This window comes from Azospirillum aestuarii, from assembly GCF_016632405.1.
GTDB lineage: Bacteria > Pseudomonadota > Alphaproteobacteria > Azospirillales > Azospirillaceae > Azospirillum > Azospirillum aestuarii.
In genome coordinates this window covers 501,225-524,041 of record NZ_JAEPIV010000001.1, presented here as the reverse complement: position 1 = coordinate 524,041, position 22,817 = coordinate 501,225, and the positions used below count along the sequence as shown (strand labels likewise).

Here is a 22,817-nt window from a genome sequence, read left to right as displayed (position 1 = left end):
CTACGCCACACCTGTCCTTTTGCACATCAACAGCCCAAAGGGCCCCGCGCACCAAGCCCCGCAAGGGGAGAACCCCACAAGCACAGCCTTGCTCCTTTGGCGTCCGGTTTTTGACACAGCACACCCCCGTCCGAATCCTTAGCCTGCGACAACGATCAAGACACAGTCGGGGGCGGGATGCTGCGGTTGGGAACACGGGTGAGGTTTGCGGGCCAGGAGGCCCTCGTCGTCGCACGGACCCTTGCCGGTGAGCCGACCTACGACATCCGCCTGGCCGACGGTCGTCTCATCAAATACGCCGCCGAAAGCGATCTGGAGCCGATCGAGGGGGACGGGTCCGAACCCCCGCCCGCCTCGGCGCGACCATCCCGCTCCGGCGGCTCCAACCAGGGGGGCATGCAGTGACCCGCGACGACTTCCCCTATTCGCTTCAGCCCTACGCGATGCCGGAAAACGGCGGCGACGGCGCGCAGCCGTCCGACGCCTGGACGCTGGTGCTGTTCCGCGCCGCCGACGAGGCGGAACGCCTGTGGTTTCGCGGCCATGGATTCGTCATGGAGGGCCGCCGCTGGGTCCGCCACGCCCCCATTCCGGACAGCCGCGCCGAGACGCCGGCCTCCGGCAGCGCGCCCGAGGATGAGGACTTCGGCGACCGCGAGTCCGACGACAAGGCACCGAGCACCGGCGGCCCCGCGCCGGACGTCGCCGCCTGATCTTCCGTTCCGGCGTCCGCGGCCTTTTGCAATGCCGGCGCCCCTGTTCGCGGACACGCACGCCCCATGCCCGACAGCCTCGACTTCGACCGGAACGACCTTGGTCCAAACGAACCCGGGCAAAATCCTCTGAGCCCCGGCGATCCGAACCGGCCCGCTTCACCCCCGACCGCGCCGCCCCCATCCACGCAGCCGTCCACCGTTCCGCAGACCGCCCTGATCCGGCGGCTGCGTTGGGCGGCCTCCGGCAACGTCCCGGCGCCGGAAGGGGTGACACTCCGCCAGGCCCAGCAGCGCGACGTGATGGTCGGCGCCCATCTGACCCTGAGCATCGATTGGGCGACGGAGGTCGAGGTCCGGCTGGGCGCGGAGATGGTGCGCTTCGCCATCTACTGCCGCAACGCCGCCGAACTGAACGCGACGCTGGCCCGCGACCTGGACGCCGAGGCGGCCTCGCTGGAAACGGCCCATCGCTTCGCCACGCTGCTCGGCCCGCTGGACGAGCGGGTCGAGGCGATGTCCGCGGCGGAGGAGCCGCTGCCGCCCCTGCCCTCGCTGCGCGGCCCCTACTATCTGCATGAGGTCTGCACCGGCTGCGACGGCGGCGGGGTGCGGGCCTGCGGAAGCGACGGTTGCCGGGGCGGCAAGATCCGTTGCGCCCACACCGCGACGGCCGAGACGCCGGACTGTCCGGAGTGCGGCGGGCGCGGCCAGCACCGCTGTCCGGTCTGCGCGGGCGACGGGGTGGTCGCCTGCGAAACCTGCGGCGGGGTCGGACAGTTCACCCACATCCACCACCCCCGCCTGACGGCCCACCCCTCCTACAGCCTGACCGCGCCACCGGACGCCCCGGCGGCGGTGCGCTTAGCGCTGGAGGAGGCCGGATTCGCCGGATTCGCGGCGCTCGCCAACCCCGCGCCCGCCGCGGTGCGCCACTCCGGCACGCAGCTTCTCTACCAGCGCAGCGGCACGCTGACGGTGGTCGCCCTATCCTGGGACTGCGACGGCGTGCCGTTCGAGGTGGAAACCGTCGGGCCGGACGCTGACTCCGCCCCCCTTCCCGCCTTCCTGGACACGGTGCTGGCCCCGGTGCTGACGCGCATCGCGGCGCTGCCGCCCGCCGACGCCTTCGCCCTGGCCGGCGCCTACCGCCTGACCCGCTCCGTCGCCGAGGCGGTGCTGGCCGGCCGGGAGCCGGACACCGCGGCAATCGTGACCGACCATGAGGGCTGCGTCAGCCCCGCCTTCGTGAAGGAAACCGCCGCCGCGCTGACGGAGCGGTTCGCCGAGACCAGCCGCACCGCCGTGGCACGGAGCTGGATCGCCGCGGCGGGGCTGCTCGCCCTGGTCCTGCTTCTGGTGGCGGGCGTGGACGGTCCCGCTCTGTTGACCGGCGCGACGCCCGAACAGCCGGCACCGGCGGCGCTGCGGCTGGCCTGGGACATCGGGATTCCCATCGCCGCCGGGCTAGGCCTGTGGGCGCTGGTGCGCGGGGTGGTGCGCGGGGCGCTGGCCGCCGCCTTCGGCGGACCGGTCCGAGCGCCGGACCAGGGGTCCTGGCCGCTCGTCCTGCTGTCCGCCGCGGCGGCGATCCATCTCGGCCTTCTGACCTTGTGGAACGGTGGGCCGGGATTCAGCCGGCTGAACCACCGGCTGGACGTGGAGGCGATCACCCAGGGACGCGCGCCGATGCCCACCCCGCGCGTGCTGACGCCGGAGGAGCGGATCATGGCCGCCCAGCGGGCGCTGGCCCGGCTGGGGCGCTACGACGGGGCGATCGACGGCAAGATGGGTGAAGGCACCCGGACGGGTCTCGCCAGCCTGACCGGGCTGGTCGAAACGCCGCCGGGCGTGGCGCCCGAAGACCCGCTGGAGTTGGCGGTGGCCATCGCCGCCGACCGGGTGCCGGTCAACGTTCGGACGCCGGAGCTTCTGGTCGGGCCGGGCTGGAGCAACGCCACCCGCCTGCGCATGAACCGGGACGACCAGCCTTTGGTCGCCGGAGCCTTCCTGGGGGCTTTGGCCGCGTCGGGAACCGAACGGGCGGCGTCGGGTCAGGTGTGGGTTTCGGAAGACGGCTTGCGATCCGGGTTGATCACCGTGACGGGCCGCATCGCTGACCCGAAGGATCGTGGGCGCCTGTGCTTCGCGCTGACCCACGTCGTGACCACCCCCGCCGGCCGGGACGCCGGCGCGCCGCTGCGCACCTGCCGGACCGCCGGAAACTGGACCCTGGAGGAATGAGGCCCGGAGGAATGATGAGGGAGATGAGGACAAGGACCCGTTCCACGCGGGCATGAAAAAGGGGCCTGAGAAGGCCCCGATTTTCGTAACCGTTCGGCGATGCGCCGAAGGAAAGATGGTGCGGTCGAGAAGACTCGAACTTCCACAGCATTTCTGCCACAGCGACCTCAACGCTGCGCGTCTACCAATTCCGCCACGACCGCGACTTCATCATTCGAATGGACTGGGCACAAAGGCTCAACCCATTGAATTCCTTTACTTTCCTAAGCCGAACGTTACGCGGCGCCGCGTCGGAATGCAACAACTTTCTCATGTTGAGAGCAACCCGACGACAGGCCGCATCGGCCCGCACGCGCACCCTTCCATGCGCGCCGCGCCCTGTTATCGCATTCGAAGGGGATTGGCAAGCGGCTTGAATCCATCGCCGCCCACGGCGCCGCCGGAAGAAGCGCAAGGGATCGGCGGGAGCGGCGCCGAGACGGGCCGCCGCCGCGTTCATTCGCGATCACCGTCGGGTCCAGGCGGTCCACCGCGGGCCGCAAGATCGTGTCCGGCATGACATCCTCCTTCTCAACCGGCGCGACGGCGGACGGCAGTGCGGACCGGGAGCGATGCCAGCCTACCGGAAACGCCTCCGGCTGCCGGACGGAAATCAACACTGGACCACATGATAGACGTTATAAATCTATTATTTTAACTGGTTTATTTGAGCGTAAATCACATTTATAAAACGTTTTTATGCGGGGAGGTGTTTCCTTACGCTCCGGCGGACGAGGGCCAACGCAGCGTCTACGCATTGGCTGCGCAGTTCGGGCACCGCGGTCATCTCCCAGAACGGCGCGCGGCTGACCGGGCCGAGCGCGAAGAGGCGGTCGGACACCGTCCCACCTTCCCCGATCAATGCCCCTTCCTCGGTAACGTCGAGGCCGAGGCGCAACGGGTCGGGGCGGGCCAGCCCCTGCTGAAGCAAGGCGCGCATCAGCGGATGGCGGATGCGCGCGAAGTCGCACTCCGTGCCGGTCGCGTTGACGATGGCGCCCACCGTGCGTGTCCAGAGCGCATCTTCCGCGCCCCGCGCGCGGACCGTCGCCTCCACCCCGTCGGAGGTCAAGGCCAGAGCCAGAAGGCGCCCGGCGCGGACGGTCAGTTGCCCGCTCTCGCGCAGGGCATCGATGCGCGCCGCAACCTCCGGCGCCATGCGGTGGCGGTGCACCTCCCAATAGGGCCGGGCGTGACGCAGGAAACGCCGCCGCTCCTCCAACGGCAGATGCTTCCAGATCAACGGATGGAAGGGCCGCAGGGAATCGAAGGCGGCGCGCCAGTCCAACCCTTCCTCCCGCGCGCGGCGCACATCGGCCTTCAGGGCGATCAACACGTCCAGCACCGTGCCGGGCATCGTCTGGGGATGGACGAAGCTCTTGAAGGGCCGCGTCTCCAGATGGGTGGTGGGCAGCAGCCCGCGGCGCGACAGCGCCAGGATCGGGCCGCGGTGGCCCTGGCTCTCCAGCGACAGCACCGCATCGACCATCGTCAGCCCGGTGCCGAGGATCAGCACCGGCGCGTCGGGGTCGATGGCGGCGACGGCCTCGCGGTTCCAGGGATCGCCGATGAAACGGCCCGACGCGAAGACCTCCGGTGCCGCGACGGGGGGCGGCGATGGCGGAAAATGCCCGACACAGAGCACCGCCCGGTCCACCGCGAGGCTTTCCCCGCCGGCGAGCCGCAGACGAACACCGCTGTTGGCGGAGCCGTCCACCGCCGCATCGACCACCTCCGCCCGCACCGTTTCGAGCGTCACATGGGCGGGAGCCTCCGCTTGGGCCTCGCGCAGCACGTCCTGGATGTACGCGCCGTAGAGCCGGCGCGACACGAAGGCGTGGCCGCTGGGCGGCACGTCGCCGCCGAGATCCTTCGCCCACAGCCAGCGCAGGAAATGGCGCGGGTCGTCGGGATAGGCGCTCATGTTGTAGGCGCGCACGTTCAGCAGATGCGCCGCGCTGTCGGTGGAGTAGGCGAGCCCGGTGCCGAGCGTGCCGGCGCGTTCGATCAGATGGATGCGCGTCGGCTCCTCCGCCTTGCGCAGGAGGTGGGCGGCCAGGATACTGCCGGTGAAGCCGGCGCCGACGATGGCGATGCTGTGCGCGGTGTCGTTGGACGGCATGCTCGTCGTTCCTCTCCCTGTGTCCAGGACCCCGCGGGGCGCCTTCGAATCGACAACATTAGAGCACCATGAATTCCTATTGAACAAGTCGGTTTTTGCCTTGATGCATGTTCTTTAATATATCGATTACGGGAAAACACTAAAAATAATTGTTTATCTTCCCTCGACCACCAGGAGACGGACCGCAGAATGACCGTGGGCAAACATGCACCCTTCGTCGTCGGAATCACCGACCACATGATCCCCCCACCGGACCTGGAGGCGGCGGTGCTGGACGGTTGCGCCGAGGTGGACTTCCTCGACACCCGCCGCGAGGAGGATCTGGACCCGGAGCGTCTGGCCCGGCTGGACGCGCTGCTGGTGTGGAGCACCCGCATCGGCCCGGCGACGGTGGCGAAGCTGCCGCGCTGCCGCATCGTCGTGCGGTTCGGGGTCGGCTACGACAAGGTCGACGTGGCGGCGCTGGACGCCGCGGGCATCTCCTTCTGCAACAACCCGGATTACGGGACGGAGGAGGTGGCCGACCACGCCGTCTCCCTGCTGCTCTCCTTGCAGCGCCGGCTGTGGGAGCATGACGCCCGCGCCCGCGGCTACAGCACGACGTGGCAGGCCAACACGCTGCCCCCTCTGCGACGGTCGAGCGCGGCGACGGTCGGCGTCGTCGGCGTGGGGCGGATCGGCACGGCGGTGGTGAACCGGCTGAAACCCTTCGGCTACCGCATCCTCGGCTACGATCCGCAGCAGCCGGCCGGCCATGAGAAGGCGGTCGGCTACCATCGCGTCCGCCGGCTCGACGAGCTGCTGGCTGAATCCGACATCGTGACCTTTCACTGTCCGCTGACCCCGGAAACCCGCGGCCTGATCGACCGGGACTTCCTGGCGAAGCTGAAGCCCGGCGCCCTGCTGGTCAACACGGCGCGCGGCGAGATGTTCGCCGGGCTGGACCCGCTGGAGGCGGCACTGCGCAGCGGCCATCTCGCCGCCGTGGGAACGGACGTGCTGCCGACCGAACCGCCCGCCCCTCACCCTTTGCTGGACGCTTGGCGCCGGCGGGAATCCTGGCTGGAGGGCCGGCTCGTGGTCACGCCGCACAACGCCTTCCATTCCGACGAGGCGGCGATCGAGATGCGGCGCAACGCCGCCGAAACCGCCCGCCTGTTCCTGGAGGACGGGGTTCTGCGCAACCGCATCCTGCCCTGACCCCACCCGGTCAGGCCCCCAGGAAAGCCGGAACATCGAGGCCGAGCGGCCCCCGATCCCGTGAAGGGCGCGCACGGTGTCGGGGGCGAGCGTGATGCCGTGCTCGGCGGCCAGCGCCCGGCTCCGCCGCTCCGGCCCGCCGGGCACCAGCACGCCGTCACCGCCGGGGACCGGCAATTCGTGCGGGCGCAGGATGGTGATGCTGGGATAATCGCCGAGGAAGGTGATGTCGGCGTGCCAGGAGTTGGCGCGCTCCCCGCGGCAGCCCTCCACGTACAGGATGCTTTCGGTCCCACCGAGCGACGGGGCGGTCGGATGACCGACCAGCTTGCCCCACAACCGCCCGAACGCGTCCTGCTGGGCGTCGTCGATGTGATGCTGGCCGCGGACGAAGACCACCTCGTGCCCGTTGATGGCGTCCTGGATTGCCCTCAGCACCGCCGGGTGCAGATCGCCGGACAGGGTCACGCCGCGCAGTTCGGCGCCAATGTTACCGTTGAGTGGCGTCCGGAGGGCTCAGCGTCGTGGTCAGCGGTTCGAGGTCATACTGATGACCGGGCCCGAACTCCTTCTCCGCGGCGACCTGGAGAATGACCGAATTGATGGAGACCTTTACCACCGGCACCGCGATGCGTTCCTTGTCGGTCAGGTCGCGGATGCTGCGGACGTTCGGGTTGTTGCTGTTGATCCGGTAGCCCGAGGAATCCAGCCCGGCAATGGCCTTCACGCCGATGCCGCCGCGCGTCTTGTCCCAGACGGTCAGCAACGGCGCGATGCCGGCGGAGACAATGTGGGCGTTGCCGCTCAGCAGCGCGTGGTTGGCGGCCACGCCGCCAAGGTCAGTCCGATGAAAGCCCACCGCGCCGGCGACCTGTACCGTTTTATGTCCGCGGTCATCGAAACCTCCGTGATGGCGTCGTCCGGGTGATTTACCCCCGATTCCACCAATCCCACGAAGCCCTGCCAAGTATAATCTACTAATTTAATAGATTTTCAGATCTCACAATAACATACATACTGTGCCGAATTGTGATTCGGCGGCTCCGGGACGCAGCGGCATCTCGGAGGCCCGGCGATATCCGTCACATCAGCCCTTCTTGCTGGGCTTGGTAAACGGTCCTAACGGTGGGTCGGAAGCCAAGAGTGCGAGCCAGCGAACTGTCGACGTGAAGATGCCAAGGATTTGAGAAAGGTTGGGAGTTCGCTTCCATTCGCGTGTCCAGCAAACCGGCAAGTTCGAAAATGGACATGGCGGCTTCGTCCGCGACGTTCACGACGCGCTTATCGAACACTCCATCCAACGCGAGCTTCATTGCAGCGGCGATATCGCGGTGGTGGATCATGCTCAAACGTTGAGCCGGATGCCAGTTACCAACATAGCTGGGAAGAGATTCGAGATGTCCGTCACCATCGCCGTAAACAAATGGAAACCGGATGATGGACCAGTTCAAACCACTCTCACGCAGTTCTTCTTCCGCTGCCACCTTGCTCGCAGGATAGGCTTGCTTGGGACCGACCGGGTCCTCCTCTCGTCCGGGATGCGGGTTGTCCACATTATAGACATGGCTGGTGCTCGACATGATGAAGCGGGCATCCGGGGCATTCGCTTTCACGGCAGAGATCAGATTACGGGTTCCATCGAGATTGCTTTTCCAGATGAGGTCAGTGTCCTGGGTGCGAAAGACCGCTGCCAGATGGACGATCGCCGAAACGCCCCGGACGGCGTCCGAAAGTGTCGAAGGGTCAAGAATGTCCCCGGTCACGGCCTTTGCTCCCTGGGGGCTGGGTTTCCCGGCCCGCAGCAGCACACGGCAGGCAAAACCGGCTTCCATCAGCCGCGGGACCAGCCGCGCACCGACAAGGCCGGTTGCTCCGGTTATCAGCACAGTCATTGGCTCAATCCTTCCGCAGCAGGTTCTGAAGTCGCTCGGTGGCCAGTTGCAGAACGCGGACGGTCGTGGCCAGATCGGCCTCGTCGATGCCGCCGAACGCCGCTTCGTGAATGAAAGAAAGATCGGGGAGTTCACGCCACAGGGCTTCCCCCGCGACTGTCAGCGTCAGAACACGCTGACGCTGATCTTCTCCGTTTGAAGTCTGTTCAACCAAATTCTTGCGAACGAGAGTGGCGACAATCCCGCTCAGCGTCGCCCGTTCGAGTTCAAGTGTTCGCCCAAGGTCGCGTTGAACGGTCGGACCGAAGTTGGCCAGATGCCAGAGAACATACCACTGCGTCGACCCCAGATCATAAGGTCGCAGGGCCGCGTCCATAAGGGCGCGGCCCGCGAAATAGCATCGCTTGGCCCACCCTCCCACAGCCAGAATCTCCGCGTCGCTCCGCTCCCGCATGAAGCCAACACCCCAGCAATTCGTTCGCTACCTCGCGATATTTGCAAGGTAGCGAACGAATGTCAAGCGGCGGACGAACCTTGAGCTTCGGTTGGATTCAGGACGCGGGAGAATGGGCCGGATCAGGGCCTTTTCCTCGGCTGGAACTGGGCGCTTCAAACGGTCTGTTCGCCGCCCTTCTCACCCCGATCGCAAAGAACAGCTTACCGGTCTGATCAGGAAAGGGCGGCTTATTCTCCCGGCTACCGCGAACCACTTTCAATGACTTGCGATCCCAAGGCGCCCGTCCTGCACACGACTGGCGGCCGATATGTTGCAGCCATTGAGGGAGTCTGGGTAGCGGACTTGCAAGACAGGCAACGTCCCGACATCCCCCGCCGGCAGGCTCTGGAAGCTGGGACCGTCGTCTCGTTGACTGGAACGATGCTGCCGAGAGCAGGGCTTGCCCCACAGAACCATCAGCACCAGCTTTGCCTTAGCCGGCTCCACACAACGAGGGGTGGTGCTCCACCCCTCTCAACTGCTCAGAATCATTCCCACTCGATGGTGCCGGGCGGCTTCGACGTGATGTCGTAGACCACGCGGTTGACGCCGCGCACCTCGTTGACGATGCGGTTGCGGCATACTAGCGCATTGATTCATATTGATTTCTTGTCGGATGGAGCGGGCGCGAATCGGGTTTGGCGCGACCGACTCCCCACAAAATCCCCACAGATCGGAATCCAACCGATCATCATGTAGGGAATTAAGTTTATCGCAAAACCTACCTAAGCGCTTCGCCGTAAGCCTGATGCTGCATAGCACATTGCTTCTTCACCGCCGACGTTCGGGTTCAGCGACTCTCATATAAATGGTTTTCGGCTCGATAAGACTAATTTTATAAATTTCTCGTGCGTCGCGATCAGATGGATCATAATAACACTCTACACTAATGCTCGCTCTTTGAGTTCTCTCGACCGTCTCGTTAATTTTTCTCCAAGGCATCAGAACTTTATCTTCACTATCATATGTGGCAGTCGCCATGTCGTCATACCTAATATCAGCTTCAAATGTAACATCAACTGGCATATCAACAGAGAATGAGTTTCCATTCTTCTCTATTACGAAAATATCTAGGACATTGACATCAGTAACTTCCATACCCACCACATCTCCGTTCTGATCCTCTATTATGCACCATCGGTTAGGAAATTCGCGCTCGACTTTTTCTTGAATTTCATAGGCATCCATGAGCCATATTTTCAGTGCATCAAGGACTCGAGCCTCTACTGTCGCTATAGTAATTAGTTCTTCTAATGATGAAACATGTAACAATGGACCGCAATCGGAACAGCAAGACTTAAGGTCTCCGTCCTTTGATACGACATAAATTTTTGAATTTTCCTGCTCGCACCAAGCCATCAGACTCATGGCAACGAAAGCGTCTGGGAACTCGCTCTTCTTCTTTTCATTTCCGAACGGTGCCTGCTTACCAAAATAAGCATCTAGCACCCTACCAACCGATCCCAGAACATCAATACTTTCTGCGGCGCATTCTCTAAAAAACTCATCGCGCCCTTCCAGTAATTTATGAACAGCAAGCTCATAATCTATATCAGAAAATATCTGCTCAACAGGATTATCCGGCCCTCTCCTGAGTATTGAAACCGTTTTTCGAGCTTTAGCTAGAGTCTCTACTGCGACAGATACTTTCTCTCGCAGATTCGATTCAATTTCTCTCATCAAGATATCTGTAGTCTTAATCCTGATGAATCCGATATCAACAAACTCCCTAATCTTCGACAAAACCTGCCCATTCCATAAAAAATTATGGTGCCATAATGCGGATGTATCAATGTAAACATACGGAGTTAACAAACGAACTTCATAACTTGAAATCTGCTTTGTTAACATTTTTTTCTCCAAAACCAGACGTAGACAACTGGGAAAAGCACACCGGAGCATTACAGGAAATTAAACCAACAACACCCACGTACGCTTATGTGTAGTCGAACCAAATGCAAGAGAATTCAGAGACTATCGGAGGCAGAACATTTGATCAATAAGCGACATTCAGCAAAAGCGCGTCGACAGGCAGCGCGCCCGTTGCCGCGCGCCAAAGGCAACGCCGCGCGACGTCAGGGAGCGTCTAAGCGCCATCTAGAAGCCGGTAGACACTGGCACGGCTCACGCCCAGGCGCTTGGCGATCTCCGTTCCGCCGACACCTTCGGCATGCAGCCGGCGGACCTCCTGAGAGTCGATTGAGGGCTTGCGGCCTTTGTAGACGCCTTCCGCCTTCGCCTTAGCGATTCCCTCAAGCTGGCGTTCGCGCCGAAGGTTCGTCTCGAACTCCGCGAACACGCCCAGCATATCGAGAAAGGCTTTACCCGCTGCGGTGCTGGTGTCGATTGGCTGTTCGGTGGCACGCAGCGCCGCGCCCTTCTCCTTCAGCGCCCGTACGATGTCCTGGAGGTCTCCAATGGACCGCGCGAGACGGTCAACGCGGGTGACGCACAGAACGTCACCGGGGCGGATGAACTGTAGCAGGGTCTCCAGTTCGTCCCGACCGTTGCGCGACGTACCAGAGACCTTCTCAGCGCGGATAACGTCGCACCCAGCGGCCTTCAGGGCGTTGACCTGCACCGTCAAATCTTGATCGGTGGTGGACACCCGCGCATACCCGTAAACGGCCATCGTCTCGCTCCGTCTGTCTCGTTTGGCTCCAGACCTCGCAACCATGCTGTCTTTTTTTGGTCTGAGTCAACCCAAATGAGACACGGAAACCTTGGGCTTGGCTGTCTTATTGATCCGCCTTGGTTGGGTATACCCAAATAAGACGGATCAGTGGTTCGACCAACGGGATGAAACGCCGTTTCGGGGCTTTGAATATTAACTTAGGCTAATGTATACGCCGTGTCCGAGGCCCTTCATGCCGTTTTAGACATAACGCTTTGCGCTGTCGAAGCGCCGGTTTCAGGGCAAAAGGTAGAGCCCGTCGCAACGCTTCAGCGTGACGGTTCAACGCCTGTCCCAAGCCCTCCCCTGAGCGCCGGGAGGGACCCAGGCTCCAGGGTAGGCCAGCGCCACGCCGCCCCTACAGGTGGCGTACCAGATATCGGGTAATGGTGGAGCCTTATACCGGCTTGCGGGGCTTGCGCGGACGGGACTGGGGCCTGTCTTTGAAGACGTCCGGTTGGTATCTCCGTTGCAAAACAGCGATGCGGGCCGACATGCGAAGGAAGATTGCCAATCCGTCACTAACGCGGCGGGAACCGGTCACTTGAGCGCTAATATCCTGTGGGCGCATCTTTGCCCCCGTCGTCTTATTATATAGCTCGGCTGCGAGAGTAGGTCCCCAATTCAGGAGGCGCATGATACGCCGCGCCCTAGCCTGCTCCATAACGAGTCCGCCCTAATCTTAAGATTACGCTTAAGTGGTAGATTATGGACGAACCATGCATGAGGCAAGCGCCTACACACGCGAAATACCGTTCGCATGCAAATCTTGACAATCTTTTTGATTTCAGAATTGAAAAGCCCGTTGACACCTTGTAGGCAAGCGCCTTATCAAACGGATTAGGCACACGCCTACAAAAACGGAAGGCAGGAGGCTGCAACCTCCCGCCTACCATAGATACTCAACATTACCTAACCGGAGTCTCTACAGATGCACATGCATACTGTCAACCCCCCTTCGCGCCTGGAATCCGTCCCCGTCGCGGAAATTATCCCGCCGCATATCGCCCTGGCCGATGAATTGGGCCTGACCGGCTTTGCCGCCGTCCTTCGCGCCGAAGACGCCTTCCCCGAAGACGCCGACGCGGCTTACATGGCCCATATCCGCGGAATCGCGGACGCCACGACCGCGCCGAACGGTACCTTCACGGCGCTGGATCGCCTGCTGACTATGTGCATCGCCTACCCCGCGACGTTCGGCGCGGACAGCGAACACGGCCCCGTGCTGGTCAATACCATCAATGACATCATCCCGCCGCTTCTGGCCGCAGCGGGCAAGCTCAACCCCGGTGACGTGGTTCCGGTCTTCACCGGCTATCGTCTCCAGCGCGGGTAACAACCCCTCCTATCTCGTCTCGACCCTCGAACTTGGGCGCCCATGTCTGGGCGCCCCTTTTTTGGCTCCCCCGATCCCGTTAGGGACTTGTCGGTAACTGTCTCCCTCAAGACGGAGAGGATAGTTACCAATAAAGTACTTTATCGCCGAACGCCTAAGCGTATGCGGTGTGTACTTTCATAAAAATTAACTTGGAGATATTGTAAATCTTGGAGAAATTGTGTAATATAGTGTCTCGATCATCAAGAAAAGGAGATAGACCAGTGATCGATATGAATGAATGGCTAACACTGAAGCAGGTAGCCGCACAGTTTAACCCGCCTATCACGGTTGAAGCCCTGAGATTGCGTCTCTTCAAACCCGGCGCACCGGAGCACAGGTTTTGGCGGAATAGATGGCTCGTTAAGGCGGAGTCCTTGGCAAAGTCTGATTGGCTGGATCGATAAGGCCAGCATAGCGCACCACAGACGAAACGAAACAGTCTCATATGACCACGAACAATTACATCCCTGATACCCATTGGGTGACGAGGATTACCGATCTCCCGGCTGTTGAGGGAGATGTTGAAGAGAAAAAAGACCTTCTAACGAGGATGGATAAAATCAATGAGCGGTACGCCGTTGTGACGGTAGGCGGAAGCGTAGGAATCGCGGACCTGTCAAACACGCCACTCAACATCCTGTGCGAGTCCGGTTTCAACACGTTGTTCAAGAACAAGAAGATCACAGTCGATACGAAGCAAGGCCCCCGTGAACGGTCATTGGCATCTATATGGATGGAGTGGCCGCACCGCAGAGAATACGACGGCGGTATCGTCTTCGCGCCCGGTAGGACGGTCCCTCGCAACCAACTGAATCTGTTCACCGGCTTCAGCATGGAACCGTGTGACGGGTGTTGGGACAAGATGGAATACCATCTTCGCGAAGTGGTGTGTCAGGGTGACGAGCGCGCCTATGAATGGCTGTTCTCATGGTTGGCGGACATCGTCCAGAACCCAGGGCGTAAGCTGGGCACTGCGGTATGCCTTCGGGGACGGAAGGGGTGCGGAAAGTCCATCGTATTCGACATGTTCCGCAAGCTCATAGGGCACCAGTACAGCGCCGTAATCAGCGATAAGAAGCACCTTGTCGGATCGTTCAATAAGCACCTCATGACCGCGCTGTTTGCTCAATGCGAAGAGGCCGTTTGGGCTGGCTCAAAGGAGCAAGAGGGGGCGTTGAAACACCTCATCACGGGCGAGCGGCTGGCGATTGAGCCGAAGGGCCTGGACCGGTTCGAGGTGGACAACTTCACCCGGTTCGCCTTCACCACCAATGAGGATTGGGCATTGCCAGCGAGCGCGGACGAACGCCGGTATCTGATTCTCGACGTCTCGGACGATCACATGCAGGACACCCGCTACTTCCAAGCGCTCACGATCCAGATGGAGAATGCTTGCGGCCTCGAAGCGTGGATGAAGGCCCTCATGGAGTGGCAGAAGCCGGATTGGGTGGACCTTCGCAATCCGCCGAAAACCGACGCGCTGGGTGAACAGGTGATGGAATCGCTCCCAGCGGAACAGCGCTTCTTTGTTGATGCTGTGCAAACAGGCCGGTACTTCGCGGAAGATCGAGCGTTGGAAATCTTCAAGTCTGATATCTACCCAGACTATGAAGAATATGTGATGAAGCACGGCAGCAAGCACGCAGCGACGGATTTGCGCTTCGGCACAGCGCTACGGAAGATGTGGGGCTTTGAACACGACCGAAAGCGTAAGAATGGGAGCCTAGAGCGGTTCTATTACGCTCCCAAACTAAGCGAGGTGAGAGAGATTGTCGCGGAGAACCTACAGGTTCCAATGTCCTTTCTCGAATAAGTGTTCCGACTGTTCCGACTTATTTCGCTATTTGTATATAGAAGTGTAGAGAGATACCTAAGCGCTGAGAGTGCATCCTTTACTACTACTCTTCTTTATAAATAAGATAAAAGTCAGAACAGTCGGAACGACCCAGAAAATCATTAGTATTTTCAACGGTTTGCGGTGTTCCGACTTTCATTTTAAGGTCGGAACAAGGTCGGAACAGTCGGAACACCTCACCGCACTCACGCTAAGATGTACCCCGGATATCCAATGACAATACACCCGATCCGGCGCAAGCCGCACCACACGCCAGCGATCCGGCGAAAGCCGAATCCGCCGCAGCGGCCTAAAGCAACGCCGTCACACCGCATCACCCGATAAAGTACTTTATCGAATCGACAAAGGGCGCCCCAACCCGGAGGCGCCCTTTTCTATCGTCAGTGCGGTTTAGCGTTCACATCCCCGCCCCGCTTCTGGCCCTTGCTCTGTGAAGCCCTGGCAGGCGTATATCCGCCGCCCTTCTTACGCGGACGTCTGGTGAACGTCGCTTCCATTTCCGCAAGGGTAAGCCGCGGAGGATCTTCCTTCCGCACATATGCCGGCCCCCGCGCCTGAATACACCTCTCCATCCACTCCTCCAACTCCTTTCGGACCCACCGCGGACTCCCCTCTTCCGGATAGATCGGACGGGGGAACTTCTCATCGTTCATCCACCGACGCAGGGTCTCACGGCTCTTGACGTAGCCCGCACGCTTTAGGTCTTCGAAGCGCCACAGGTGCCTTTCGCCCAAAGGAACCATTTCCTCGGCTTCATCTCCGTTGTGCATCGCTCAATCTCCGTTCAAATCCATGAACGCCATTAACAACAGATGAACAGGTATGAGCACACATTACCAAGATGATATAACCCAATGTCGCTCGCAACATAAGATAATCTGTCAAGTTAGCATGCACTTATACTGTCAATCTGACTTGACATCATGCGCCGATGCCCGTCCATTTTTATACATCTCCACCACTACGCTTTGTTTTTAGGATCGTGTCAAAAAGAAAAGCGCCAACCGTTCTAGCGGAATTGAACCGCGAACGATTGGCGCCTTTTTTCCCCATGCTTCAAGGAGTCTGCAAACCCGAAACAACATCGAAACGAAAGAAGATTATGACCACATAACAATCATTATTTTACTCTCCACCACACGCTAAGTCAATCAACCGGCAAGCAAATCTCACATTTATGACCCGCATACCTTGTAATTATAGCCAGAAGCGGCTATAATTATGGAAGTAAATCGAATCCATATCCCCTTCAAAACAAGAACCTTTCGAGCGAGGTGGCTAGTCTGCCTCGCTGCTTTACCGTGAGAATTACATGAACCCTCTGGACAACATCCCCACGACACCCGATGGACTTATCACAGTCACCGCTATTTCGCGTGTTTTCGGCGTATCTCTTCGCGCGTTGTCGCGCGCAATCGCTAGCGGCGTATTCCCCAACGGCGTTGTGAAGCGCGGCCCCGGCAACCTCCGTCACCTTCACCGGGCGGACGTTGAAGCGGCGCTTCTGAACAACCGCTTCCCGCACCCTCTCAAGCGCTGAGACCGGCCCCCCCCATGCCTCGCCGTAGGAAGCGCACCCGAAAACCCCGTCACCGCGCCAACAAGGCCGCCGTGGCTAACCTGGAAACGATCATCTTGACCACTCTTACCGAGATTGCCGCGAAGGCCCCCACGCCTCCACAAATCGACCCCGCCGACACATTCGCCGTTCAGGGCTATCTGGACGAATACCGCGACATCTCCGTGAAGGTCGATACCGCGCTGGACGAACTGGCCGAAGCGTTGAACAAGGCTACCTGCCTCGAATCCCTGATTCTCGACAACGCTCGTCACCGGCTGCACATGCACCGCCTTCCCGATCCGGCCTTCACCGGCAACGCTGTTGCCGCCCTGGCCGACCTCGCTCGCGCCATCGCAGCGGGCGGGATGCCTCTCCCCTTTGCTCGGATGGAAGGCGCTGCGGATAAGCTCCGTCTCCAGATTGACGGCACCTTTTAATCAAACCCCATATCTCAAGGAATTTTAGACAAATGACTACCAACATTGATTTCGTAGCGACCGCCGAAGCCGCCCGCGTTGCCGCTGTTACCACGCTGAATGAAGTAACCGCCGAACACGCCGCCGCTTCTGAAGCCTTCGAGGCCGCTAAGGCGTCTCTGCGCTCCGCTATCGGCGCAAGCCTAATTCAGCGCAACGATCCCACCGTCGCCGCGAATCTCGTCGCCGCACAGGACGCTGAAACCAAGGCCCGTCTTGCTATTGACCGCGCGACCCTGACGCTTGAAGCCGCCCGCGAAAACCTCGCCAACGCAGAAGCCGAACTTCAGCGCGCGAAGGAACGCCGCGCCTCTGACCGCATCCAAGCCGACGCGAACGAACTCATGAGCCTGTCCGCTGAAATTGACGAACTGGTGTACAAGGTCACCCAGCTAATCGAGCGCGGCACCCGACTTGAACTGTCCATCGCCAGCACCGCGCAGCACGGGTTGCCCGGTACCAGCGTCAATAAGAAGTGGCGTGAGCTAACCATCAACTCGGTTGTTCCCTTTATTAACCGCGCAGGTTCCGACAACCCGAGTCAGTACGGCCCGCAAGCCGCTTCCGCCGCTGAACAGTTTCTTTCGTGGCGCGACCGCTGCAACATGTACGCCCCGACCGTTCCGGACGAGGCTCTAGCCTAATGTCCGCACTGACGCAGGAAGACTTGATCGCGGTCCAATTGCTAGGCGGCAACATCCTCAACAGGACGTTCCCCGACAACGCGCCGCCGCACCTCTACACCACGCTTCGGAACGCCGGCTGGAACCCCGTCACAGTCCCCCCGACCGACGCACAGCCCGACGCTAAGGCCCTTGCGAACGCTGCACAGGCCGCTGAAATGCCCACAGAGGCATTCATCGCTGCGCGCAACGCCGGATGGACACCGGGGGAACCTCTCTCAAGCGTCTAAACCCCAATCACAGGGCCAGCACCCGACGCGCTGGCCCTTGATACCCTCCTTCATGGTCGGGATGGTTCAATGAACCGAAGGAGGTGGGCAAGGCCTGCCGCGCCGTTTTGGGAGGCACCCGGCACGCTGCGCCCATGAAAAACCCCTACATGCGACGAATCCGGCATGTGGGGGTTTTCTTATTAGCACAAAGCTAAATATAGCCTAAATCTCGCTGTGGTTTATAGAAATTACTACGTCGCATTCCGAGCAAGAGTATACTGTCGTTTCTCCTGAATTCTGCCAACGGATGCTGCCCATTAAAGTCTTGCATGACCTACACTTAACAGGTCGCTTCAGGATTATTATACCAGTGTTTTCAACCATGCTGGTGTTGTTTTCTTGCTTCGACATTCTCACGATTCCTTTGCAATAGGACGCAACTAAAGTACGAATATTGCGCGAACCCAGCGACCTCCATGGTGTCACACCGCGCTTCCAATCGCAAATTTAGACTCAGATAAAGTACTTTATCGCCGCGCCACCCAACGCCAGACGCACGGCACACCCTCCCCACACCCAGAACCCCTATTCCCGCCCCACCGTAGCACCCAGGAACCGTCTCTCCGCCTTTCCCCTTGTCCGGACACCCCGGAACGCTGAAGCCCTTCCTTGGGATAATGGCGCCTATTGATAGCACAGGTTCCCTACAGACAGTGGCACACTGCTTTCGCTCTGAAGTTCCATCAGACGTACGTTGCTTATTTCCTGGCGCTCCCACTCAACGGCGACAATGAAATCATGCCACCCAACGTAGCCCCCGAACCCATTCTTTGCGTTGACGCGACCGCAATACCAGGAACTAAACGGCTCCGGTCTCTTCTTCCATTCATATTGCGCTGAGAATGGGTCCCGAAGGCGCTTCCCTACTTCGACTGAGATAAGTGTGCGTTCCTTTTCCGACAGAGTATCAGACGGGCCGCATGACCCTAGCACGATTGATATAGCCAGAACAAATAATCGCTTCATTGTATGCACCCGAATGACCAACCCCCATGGGATGATGAATTTAAAAGTCTTTCAACGCAAGGACGACTCGCTCTTGTTCACGACCTAAACAGCGCTGGAAATTGTTAGCTATTTCGCCCTCCACCTGTGCCACATCCTTAAAATATGGTATAATAATACTCACAGCGAAAACGTATCGCTCTAGCCAGCGCACAGCCGCGGCAATAATTCATCAAATCGATTTGTGAGTACTACAGTGCCAACACCCACGTATAATTTGCGGGTGCGCAAAGAAGTGCGCCCAGCGCTCAAAGCCATTTGCGACGTTCTGAACGCAATGCCTGAAAGCGCCGCTTTCATCATGGCTCTTGCTAAGTCCATCCCGCATGAGGCGCGCCACCGCTCCGAAGGTAGCGCCGCATAATGTCAGATATCCAGCTAACAGCCGGTATCGACTTTACCGGTGCAGAGAAGCAAGTTGACAACTTCGTCAACCGCTTGGAGCAACGCTTAACCGGTATAAAAGCCGATACAAAAGGCGCCACGAAGGCCGGTGAAGCCGCCGGCAAGGCTTACGGCGAAGCGCTTGTCAAAGCCGCTGAACCCCAGGTGCGGCGCCTCTCCGACATTATGGCGAAAGCCACCGCGCGGGGCGGATCGAACTTCCGCCCCGGCGGTTCCGGAGGTGCCAGCGCACCGGGCGGACGTTCCGCCGTCGAGATCGCGAATTCCGCCCTTGCCGCTGAACGCGCCTACCAGTCCGCACTGACGAGAACCGAGTCGATGCTCGGACGGATCGGGCGGCAGGGGAACAACAACCCCGAAATGATCGACCGCGCCAACCGCGCGCTTGCCTCCTACAACGCGACCCTTCGCGAGTTCGGCACTCGGTCTATGCAGGGGGTGAAGGCCAAGGGCGAGTTCGCTCGCGCCATGGGTGGCCTAAACCATGAACTGGCCGCAACCAATGGCCTGTTGCCCACGCTGAATCGCGGGTTCGGCTCCCTGGCAACACAACTTGGCGCCCTTGCCTCTGGTGCATCTGCCGTAGGCGGCAACTTCGGCGCAATGACTGGAACGTTCGCCACCATGACCAGCGGTGCCGTGCGCGCCTCTGGGGCGCTTGCTGGATTGGCCGCAGGCGCTACCGCGCTAGGTCCTCTGGTGCCTGTCGCCTTCGCGGCTATCAGCGTCGGGATTTTGGCCGCTGGCGCAGCCATGGCGGACGCTACCGACCGCTTCAACGGCATGATCGCACAGCTAAAGGCGTCTACAGGGTCCATGACCAGCGCAAACGCGCTGTTCGCTGAGACATACACCCTCGCTCAAAAGCTAGGCGTGGCAATGGCGGACGTGGGCGGAACCATGAACCGTTTCGCCGCAATCGGCCAAGAGGTAGGACTCAGTAACGCCGAAGTCAGTCGCCTAGTCGAGACGTTCATGAAATTGGGGCAGGTATCAGGACGTACCGCCGCTGAAACATCGTCCGCACTGACTCAGCTAACACAGGCGCTAGGAAGTGGGCGCGGCCTAGGTGGCGACGAACTCAAGAGCTTGCAAGAGAACTTCCAACCTCTTGTGCGCGCAATCGCTAAAGAAATGGGCGTTGCTACAGGGCAGCTAAAAGACCTAGGCGCGCAAGGCGTAATCAGTGCTGATATCGTCCTTCGCGCTATGAGCAAAATGGCGACACAGGTTGACGCCGATTTCAACGGTATGGGCGAAACGGTCAGTCAGATCAACGCACGTATCGGCAATGAGTGGGACATGATGCTTGTTAATCTTGATAAGCGTCTGCACTTGTCCGATCTATACAAGTTCATGCTAAAACTCCCGCTGCTGGCTCTTGAAGGCGCCAACAAACTCCTGTCTAGCCCCTCGAATGAGGACCGCGCCAAAGGAATCCAGAGTCAGATTACCGACCTTGACGGACAGCTAAGCGGTAACTTGCGCCCATGGGTCCGCAAGACCATTGAAGCCCGCCGCGCCGAACTCTCGAAGGAACTGGACGGCATTCAAACGGACATGCTCCGCACCGCCGTTGACGGTGGACAAGCGGCCATCGACGCCGATAACCGGGCATGGGAACAGCGCGTTGGAGCCGCCAAACGCGGCGCCAAGGAGATTCTAGAGGCTAACAACCCCATCGCGAAAGCCAACGCCGAGTATCAGAAGGGCCTTGAACAGCTAAACAAGTTCAAGACGGATATCAGTCCGGAAGAATACCAGAACGCCCTAGACGCGATTACCAAGACCCGTGACGACGCTATCAAGCGCGCTGAGAAGTCCGCAAACACTCTGACTATCGAAGGCAAGGCCGCTTTCGCAGCGTCGGAAGGCTTCTACGCCCTGGCGCTGGAACTCAACAACGCCAAGATCGCGACCGAATCCCTTCGTCTTGGCGAAGGAACGCTTATTGACGTTAAGGCGAACGAGCAAGTCACTCAATTCCTTGTGGACTACAGCAAGCGCGCCAACATCCTAGGCAAGTCGCTTGATGACCTCGCACAGTCCGCAGGGTTTAGCCTCCAACAGCTATTCGAATCCTTCCGGACTATCGAGGTAGAGCGCGCCAAGTTGAACGCCTTGAAACGGTCTAAAGACCTCGAAACCGAAACCGCCGAAACCACCCGCCTAGCGGAAGCTACCCTCCAGGGAGCCGAAGCATACGCACAGGTATCCCGCGAAATCGCCGTGGAAAAGCAACTTCGCGAACTCGGATTGGACAGCAAGGCCAAGGAACTTGACACTCTTCGCGAAGAAATCCGCCTACGCCTTGAAGCCGGTGAAGCCGCTCGCGCCTACGCCGATTCCGCCGCTTACGCCCGCAATCTTGTGGACGAGACCGCCACGCCGCAAGAAAAGGCCATTTCGCGGCTAAAGGAAATCGAGCGGCATTACGCCGAACTGAAAAAGTCCGGCAAGGCCCTTACCCCTGAAATCGAAACGGCATTTGAACGCGCACGCAAAGACGCGACCGATACGGCCAGCGGCCTAAAAGCCGTCTTCGAAGAAATGTCCACTAGCGCTGAAGAATTTCCAGATACGCCAGAGGCGCGAAAGAAATTCAGGGCGAAACTTGAGAAGGCTCTAGCATAACATGAGCGTTGTAAACCTATTCTTCTACCCCAATCGCATTCTATGCACCTCCGATACTTTGCAGTATCGGAGGAACGCGCCAGTGAGTTTGACCGACCGAAAGACTCACATCATCGGCGCTATGGCCGTTGCGCAGCGCGGTCAATGTCTGGTCAATGCCGCCATCCTGAATGACCTGTACGAGTTCTGGGACATTGATAGCGCCGCGCCGCTGCTGAACCGTTGGTATGACTACCTCCCACGCCGCAAGGCGTCCGAAGACCCCGACCTAACGTCCGAGACGGTCATTATGGGTTGGTCCACCCGGCAAGGGAGGATCGCGGCCTACCGCTGGGAGATCACGGACGACTCATCAACCTTCACCGACCTACCGCACGGGATGCACCTACATCCCCACCTCAACGGTGAAAACCGCCCGCTCCCTCCAGAGATGCCAGACGAGCGTTTGGTCAAGGTCGCGATGGTCCAACATGAAATGGTTACCGAGAATCGGTATCGTATGTGCATCGGTGGCGTAATCCACTGTACCACCATCACGCCAGACGCGATTGAACAGCGGATCATTGGCCTATACCCAGGCTATGACAAGCACGCTGCGGAGTTCGGTTGCCCCAACGCCGACGAAGTAGCGGAGTTCCGGAGGGTATCCCATGCTTAAGGGCCTTCCGGATTGGCAAATCTTGAAGATCGTGAAGAACGACGGATTGCGCGGACAGAACATTAGGCTCCGCGCATACCTACACGAATTAAACATTCTCATGGAACAGTGCACTAGCAACCTCGAAGACCATGCGGAAGATATGTTGTGGGAACTAAAGTACGACCCAACACCCGAGCGCTTCGAAGAACTCAAAGAAGAACTAGCGCATATCCTCATCGAAACCACCCCTGACTTTAACGACCAAATCGAGGATTTAGCTGATTATTGGCTCAAGGGTACGCCATTCAGGCGGAAATTCACCGCGGATGGTGACATAATTCACAACGTTCTTGCCACTCTGTTGGGCAATCGCCTCATAGAATACATGAAGAAAAGAACGGATGAACTTGATGACGCCGCGGATAAATGTGGCGAAGTCTTTACTTCGAAGCTAGACGACGCTCTTTTCGGCTAAATATTTGTTCCTGGTACTTCATTCATCCTGCCAATTTTGGTATAATATAGCCT

18 protein-coding genes, 1 tRNA gene and 2 pseudogenes are annotated in these 22,817 nt (G+C 59.7%); 12 read left to right on the top strand and 9 right to left on the bottom strand.

What is annotated here, in order from left to right; all coding sequences use genetic code 11:
* The first annotated feature begins 198 nt into the window (after positions 1-198).
* The 3 genes from JJL56_RS02385 to JJL56_RS02375 all read left to right on the top strand — a co-directional run bounded on the left by JJL56_RS02385 (position 199) and on the right by JJL56_RS02375 (position 2,957).
* Positions 199-405, top strand: a complete 207-nt coding sequence (locus JJL56_RS02385) for a hypothetical protein (protein WP_345772532.1) — start codon at positions 199-201, stop codon at positions 403-405.
* Positions 402-713: a hypothetical protein gene (locus JJL56_RS02380; protein ID WP_145623797.1), complete on the top strand. Its 312-nt coding sequence runs from the start codon at positions 402-404 to the stop codon at positions 711-713. Before JJL56_RS02385 ends, JJL56_RS02380 begins: the two co-directional genes overlap by 4 nt.
* A gap of 66 nt (positions 714-779) precedes the next feature.
* The gene (locus JJL56_RS02375) at positions 780-2,957 is read left to right on the top strand and encodes a hypothetical protein (RefSeq protein ID WP_247890905.1); all 2,178 of its coding nucleotides are present in this window, start codon (positions 780-782) and stop codon (positions 2,955-2,957) included.
* A 116-nt stretch (positions 2,958-3,073) separates the two neighbouring features.
* Here JJL56_RS02375 and JJL56_RS02370 read toward each other — a convergent pair.
* Positions 3,074-3,160, bottom strand: a tRNA-Leu gene (locus JJL56_RS02370).
* Between the two features lie 533 nt (positions 3,161-3,693).
* Positions 3,694-5,118 (bottom strand): FAD/NAD(P)-binding protein, encoded by a 1,425-nt coding sequence (locus JJL56_RS02365; protein WP_200484054.1) that lies wholly within the window; start codon positions 5,116-5,118, stop codon positions 3,694-3,696.
* Between the two features lie 189 nt (positions 5,119-5,307).
* Between JJL56_RS02365 and JJL56_RS02360 the strand changes: the two genes are divergently transcribed.
* A complete protein-coding gene (locus tag JJL56_RS02360) occupies positions 5,308-6,318 on the top strand; it encodes a C-terminal binding protein (protein ID WP_211111740.1) in 1,011 nt (336 codons plus the stop codon).
* 204 nt (positions 6,319-6,522) lie between these two features.
* Here JJL56_RS02360 and JJL56_RS02355 read toward each other — a convergent pair.
* The 7 genes and pseudogenes from JJL56_RS02355 to JJL56_RS02325 all read right to left on the bottom strand — a co-directional run.
* Positions 6,523-6,786: pseudogene (locus tag JJL56_RS02355) on the bottom strand (TauD/TfdA dioxygenase family protein); the annotation flags it as partial.
* 22 nt (positions 6,787-6,808) lie between these two features.
* Complete coding sequence (locus JJL56_RS02350; protein WP_186452826.1) at positions 6,809-7,147, bottom strand: hypothetical protein; 339 nt, start codon at positions 7,145-7,147, stop codon at positions 6,809-6,811.
* Between the two features lie 253 nt (positions 7,148-7,400).
* A complete protein-coding gene (locus JJL56_RS02345) occupies positions 7,401-8,210 on the bottom strand; it encodes an NAD-dependent epimerase/dehydratase family protein (protein WP_200484053.1) in 810 nt (269 codons plus the stop codon).
* 4 nt (positions 8,211-8,214) lie between these two features.
* Positions 8,215-8,586 (bottom strand): MarR family winged helix-turn-helix transcriptional regulator, encoded by a 372-nt coding sequence (locus tag JJL56_RS02340; protein ID WP_247889322.1) that lies wholly within the window; start codon positions 8,584-8,586, stop codon positions 8,215-8,217.
* A gap of 608 nt (positions 8,587-9,194) precedes the next feature.
* A pseudogene (locus tag JJL56_RS02335) lies at positions 9,195-9,281 on the bottom strand (GMP synthase (glutamine-hydrolyzing)); the annotation flags it as partial.
* 196 nt (positions 9,282-9,477) lie between these two features.
* Complete coding sequence (locus tag JJL56_RS02330) at positions 9,478-10,557, bottom strand: PIN domain-containing protein (RefSeq protein ID WP_200484052.1); 1,080 nt, start codon at positions 10,555-10,557, stop codon at positions 9,478-9,480.
* 235 nt (positions 10,558-10,792) lie between these two features.
* Positions 10,793-11,338, bottom strand: a complete 546-nt coding sequence (locus JJL56_RS02325; RefSeq protein ID WP_200484051.1) for a recombinase family protein — start codon at positions 11,336-11,338, stop codon at positions 10,793-10,795.
* A 973-nt stretch (positions 11,339-12,311) separates the two neighbouring features.
* Between JJL56_RS02325 and JJL56_RS02320 the strand changes: the two genes are divergently transcribed.
* From JJL56_RS02320 to JJL56_RS02285, 8 genes are all read left to right on the top strand, one after another.
* The gene (locus tag JJL56_RS02320) at positions 12,312-12,716 is read left to right on the top strand and encodes a hypothetical protein (RefSeq protein ID WP_200484050.1); all 405 of its coding nucleotides are present in this window, start codon (positions 12,312-12,314) and stop codon (positions 12,714-12,716) included.
* 487 nt (positions 12,717-13,203) lie between these two features.
* A complete protein-coding gene (locus JJL56_RS02315) occupies positions 13,204-14,571 on the top strand; it encodes a DUF5906 domain-containing protein (RefSeq protein ID WP_200484049.1) in 1,368 nt (455 codons plus the stop codon).
* Positions 14,572-16,224: 1,653 nt separating this feature from the next.
* Positions 16,225-16,611 carry a hypothetical protein gene (locus JJL56_RS02310; RefSeq protein WP_200484048.1) on the top strand — a complete coding sequence of 129 codons (387 nt, stop codon included), beginning with the start codon at positions 16,225-16,227 and terminating at the stop codon, positions 16,609-16,611.
* A gap of 32 nt (positions 16,612-16,643) precedes the next feature.
* Entirely contained in the window at positions 16,644-17,294 is a 651-nt protein-coding gene (locus JJL56_RS02305; RefSeq protein ID WP_200484047.1) for a hypothetical protein, read from the top strand.
* Positions 17,294-17,563 (top strand): hypothetical protein, encoded by a 270-nt coding sequence (locus JJL56_RS02300; protein WP_200484046.1) that lies wholly within the window; start codon positions 17,294-17,296, stop codon positions 17,561-17,563. The genes JJL56_RS02305 and JJL56_RS02300 overlap by 1 nt, the downstream gene beginning before the upstream one ends.
* 1,410 nt (positions 17,564-18,973) lie before the next feature.
* The gene (locus JJL56_RS02295) at positions 18,974-21,649 is read left to right on the top strand and encodes a tape measure protein (protein WP_200484045.1); all 2,676 of its coding nucleotides are present in this window, start codon (positions 18,974-18,976) and stop codon (positions 21,647-21,649) included.
* Between the two features lie 82 nt (positions 21,650-21,731).
* Positions 21,732-22,307, top strand: coding sequence for a hypothetical protein (locus tag JJL56_RS02290; protein WP_200484044.1), 576 nt, complete (start codon positions 21,732-21,734; stop codon positions 22,305-22,307).
* On the top strand, positions 22,300-22,764 hold the full coding sequence (locus JJL56_RS02285) for a hypothetical protein (protein WP_200484043.1): 465 nt from the start codon (positions 22,300-22,302) through the stop codon (positions 22,762-22,764). The genes JJL56_RS02290 and JJL56_RS02285 overlap by 8 nt, the downstream gene beginning before the upstream one ends.
* Positions 22,765-22,817: the final 53 nt, after the last annotated feature.

Excerpts from the sequence above, each read along its gene's own strand:
- JJL56_RS02295 (WP_200484045.1), top strand. The coding sequence starts at position 18,974 with ATGTCAGATATCCAGCTAACAGCCGGTATCGACTTTACCGGTGCAGAG.
- JJL56_RS02330 (WP_200484052.1), bottom strand. The coding sequence starts at position 10,557 with ATGTTAACAAAGCAGATTTCAAGTTATGAAGTTCGTTTGTTAACTCCG.
- JJL56_RS02305 (WP_200484047.1), top strand. The coding sequence starts at position 16,644 with ATGACTACCAACATTGATTTCGTAGCGACCGCCGAAGCCGCCCGCGTT.
- JJL56_RS02345 (WP_200484053.1), bottom strand. The coding sequence starts at position 8,210 with ATGACTGTGCTGATAACCGGAGCAACCGGCCTTGTCGGTGCGCGGCTG.
- JJL56_RS02315 (WP_200484049.1), top strand. The coding sequence starts at position 13,204 with ATGACCACGAACAATTACATCCCTGATACCCATTGGGTGACGAGGATT.
- JJL56_RS02320 (WP_200484050.1), top strand. The coding sequence starts at position 12,312 with ATGCACATGCATACTGTCAACCCCCCTTCGCGCCTGGAATCCGTCCCC.
- JJL56_RS02300 (WP_200484046.1), top strand. The coding sequence starts at position 17,294 with ATGTCCGCACTGACGCAGGAAGACTTGATCGCGGTCCAATTGCTAGGC.
- JJL56_RS02375 (WP_247890905.1), top strand. The coding sequence starts at position 780 with ATGCCCGACAGCCTCGACTTCGACCGGAACGACCTTGGTCCAAACGAA.
- JJL56_RS02365 (WP_200484054.1), bottom strand. The coding sequence starts at position 5,118 with ATGCCGTCCAACGACACCGCGCACAGCATCGCCATCGTCGGCGCCGGC.
- JJL56_RS02340 (WP_247889322.1), bottom strand. The coding sequence starts at position 8,586 with ATGGACGCGGCCCTGCGACCTTATGATCTGGGGTCGACGCAGTGGTAT.
- JJL56_RS02285 (WP_200484043.1), top strand. The coding sequence starts at position 22,300 with ATGCTTAAGGGCCTTCCGGATTGGCAAATCTTGAAGATCGTGAAGAAC.
- JJL56_RS02325 (WP_200484051.1), bottom strand. The coding sequence starts at position 11,338 with ATGGCCGTTTACGGGTATGCGCGGGTGTCCACCACCGATCAAGATTTG.
- JJL56_RS02360 (WP_211111740.1), top strand. The coding sequence starts at position 5,308 with ATGACCGTGGGCAAACATGCACCCTTCGTCGTCGGAATCACCGACCAC.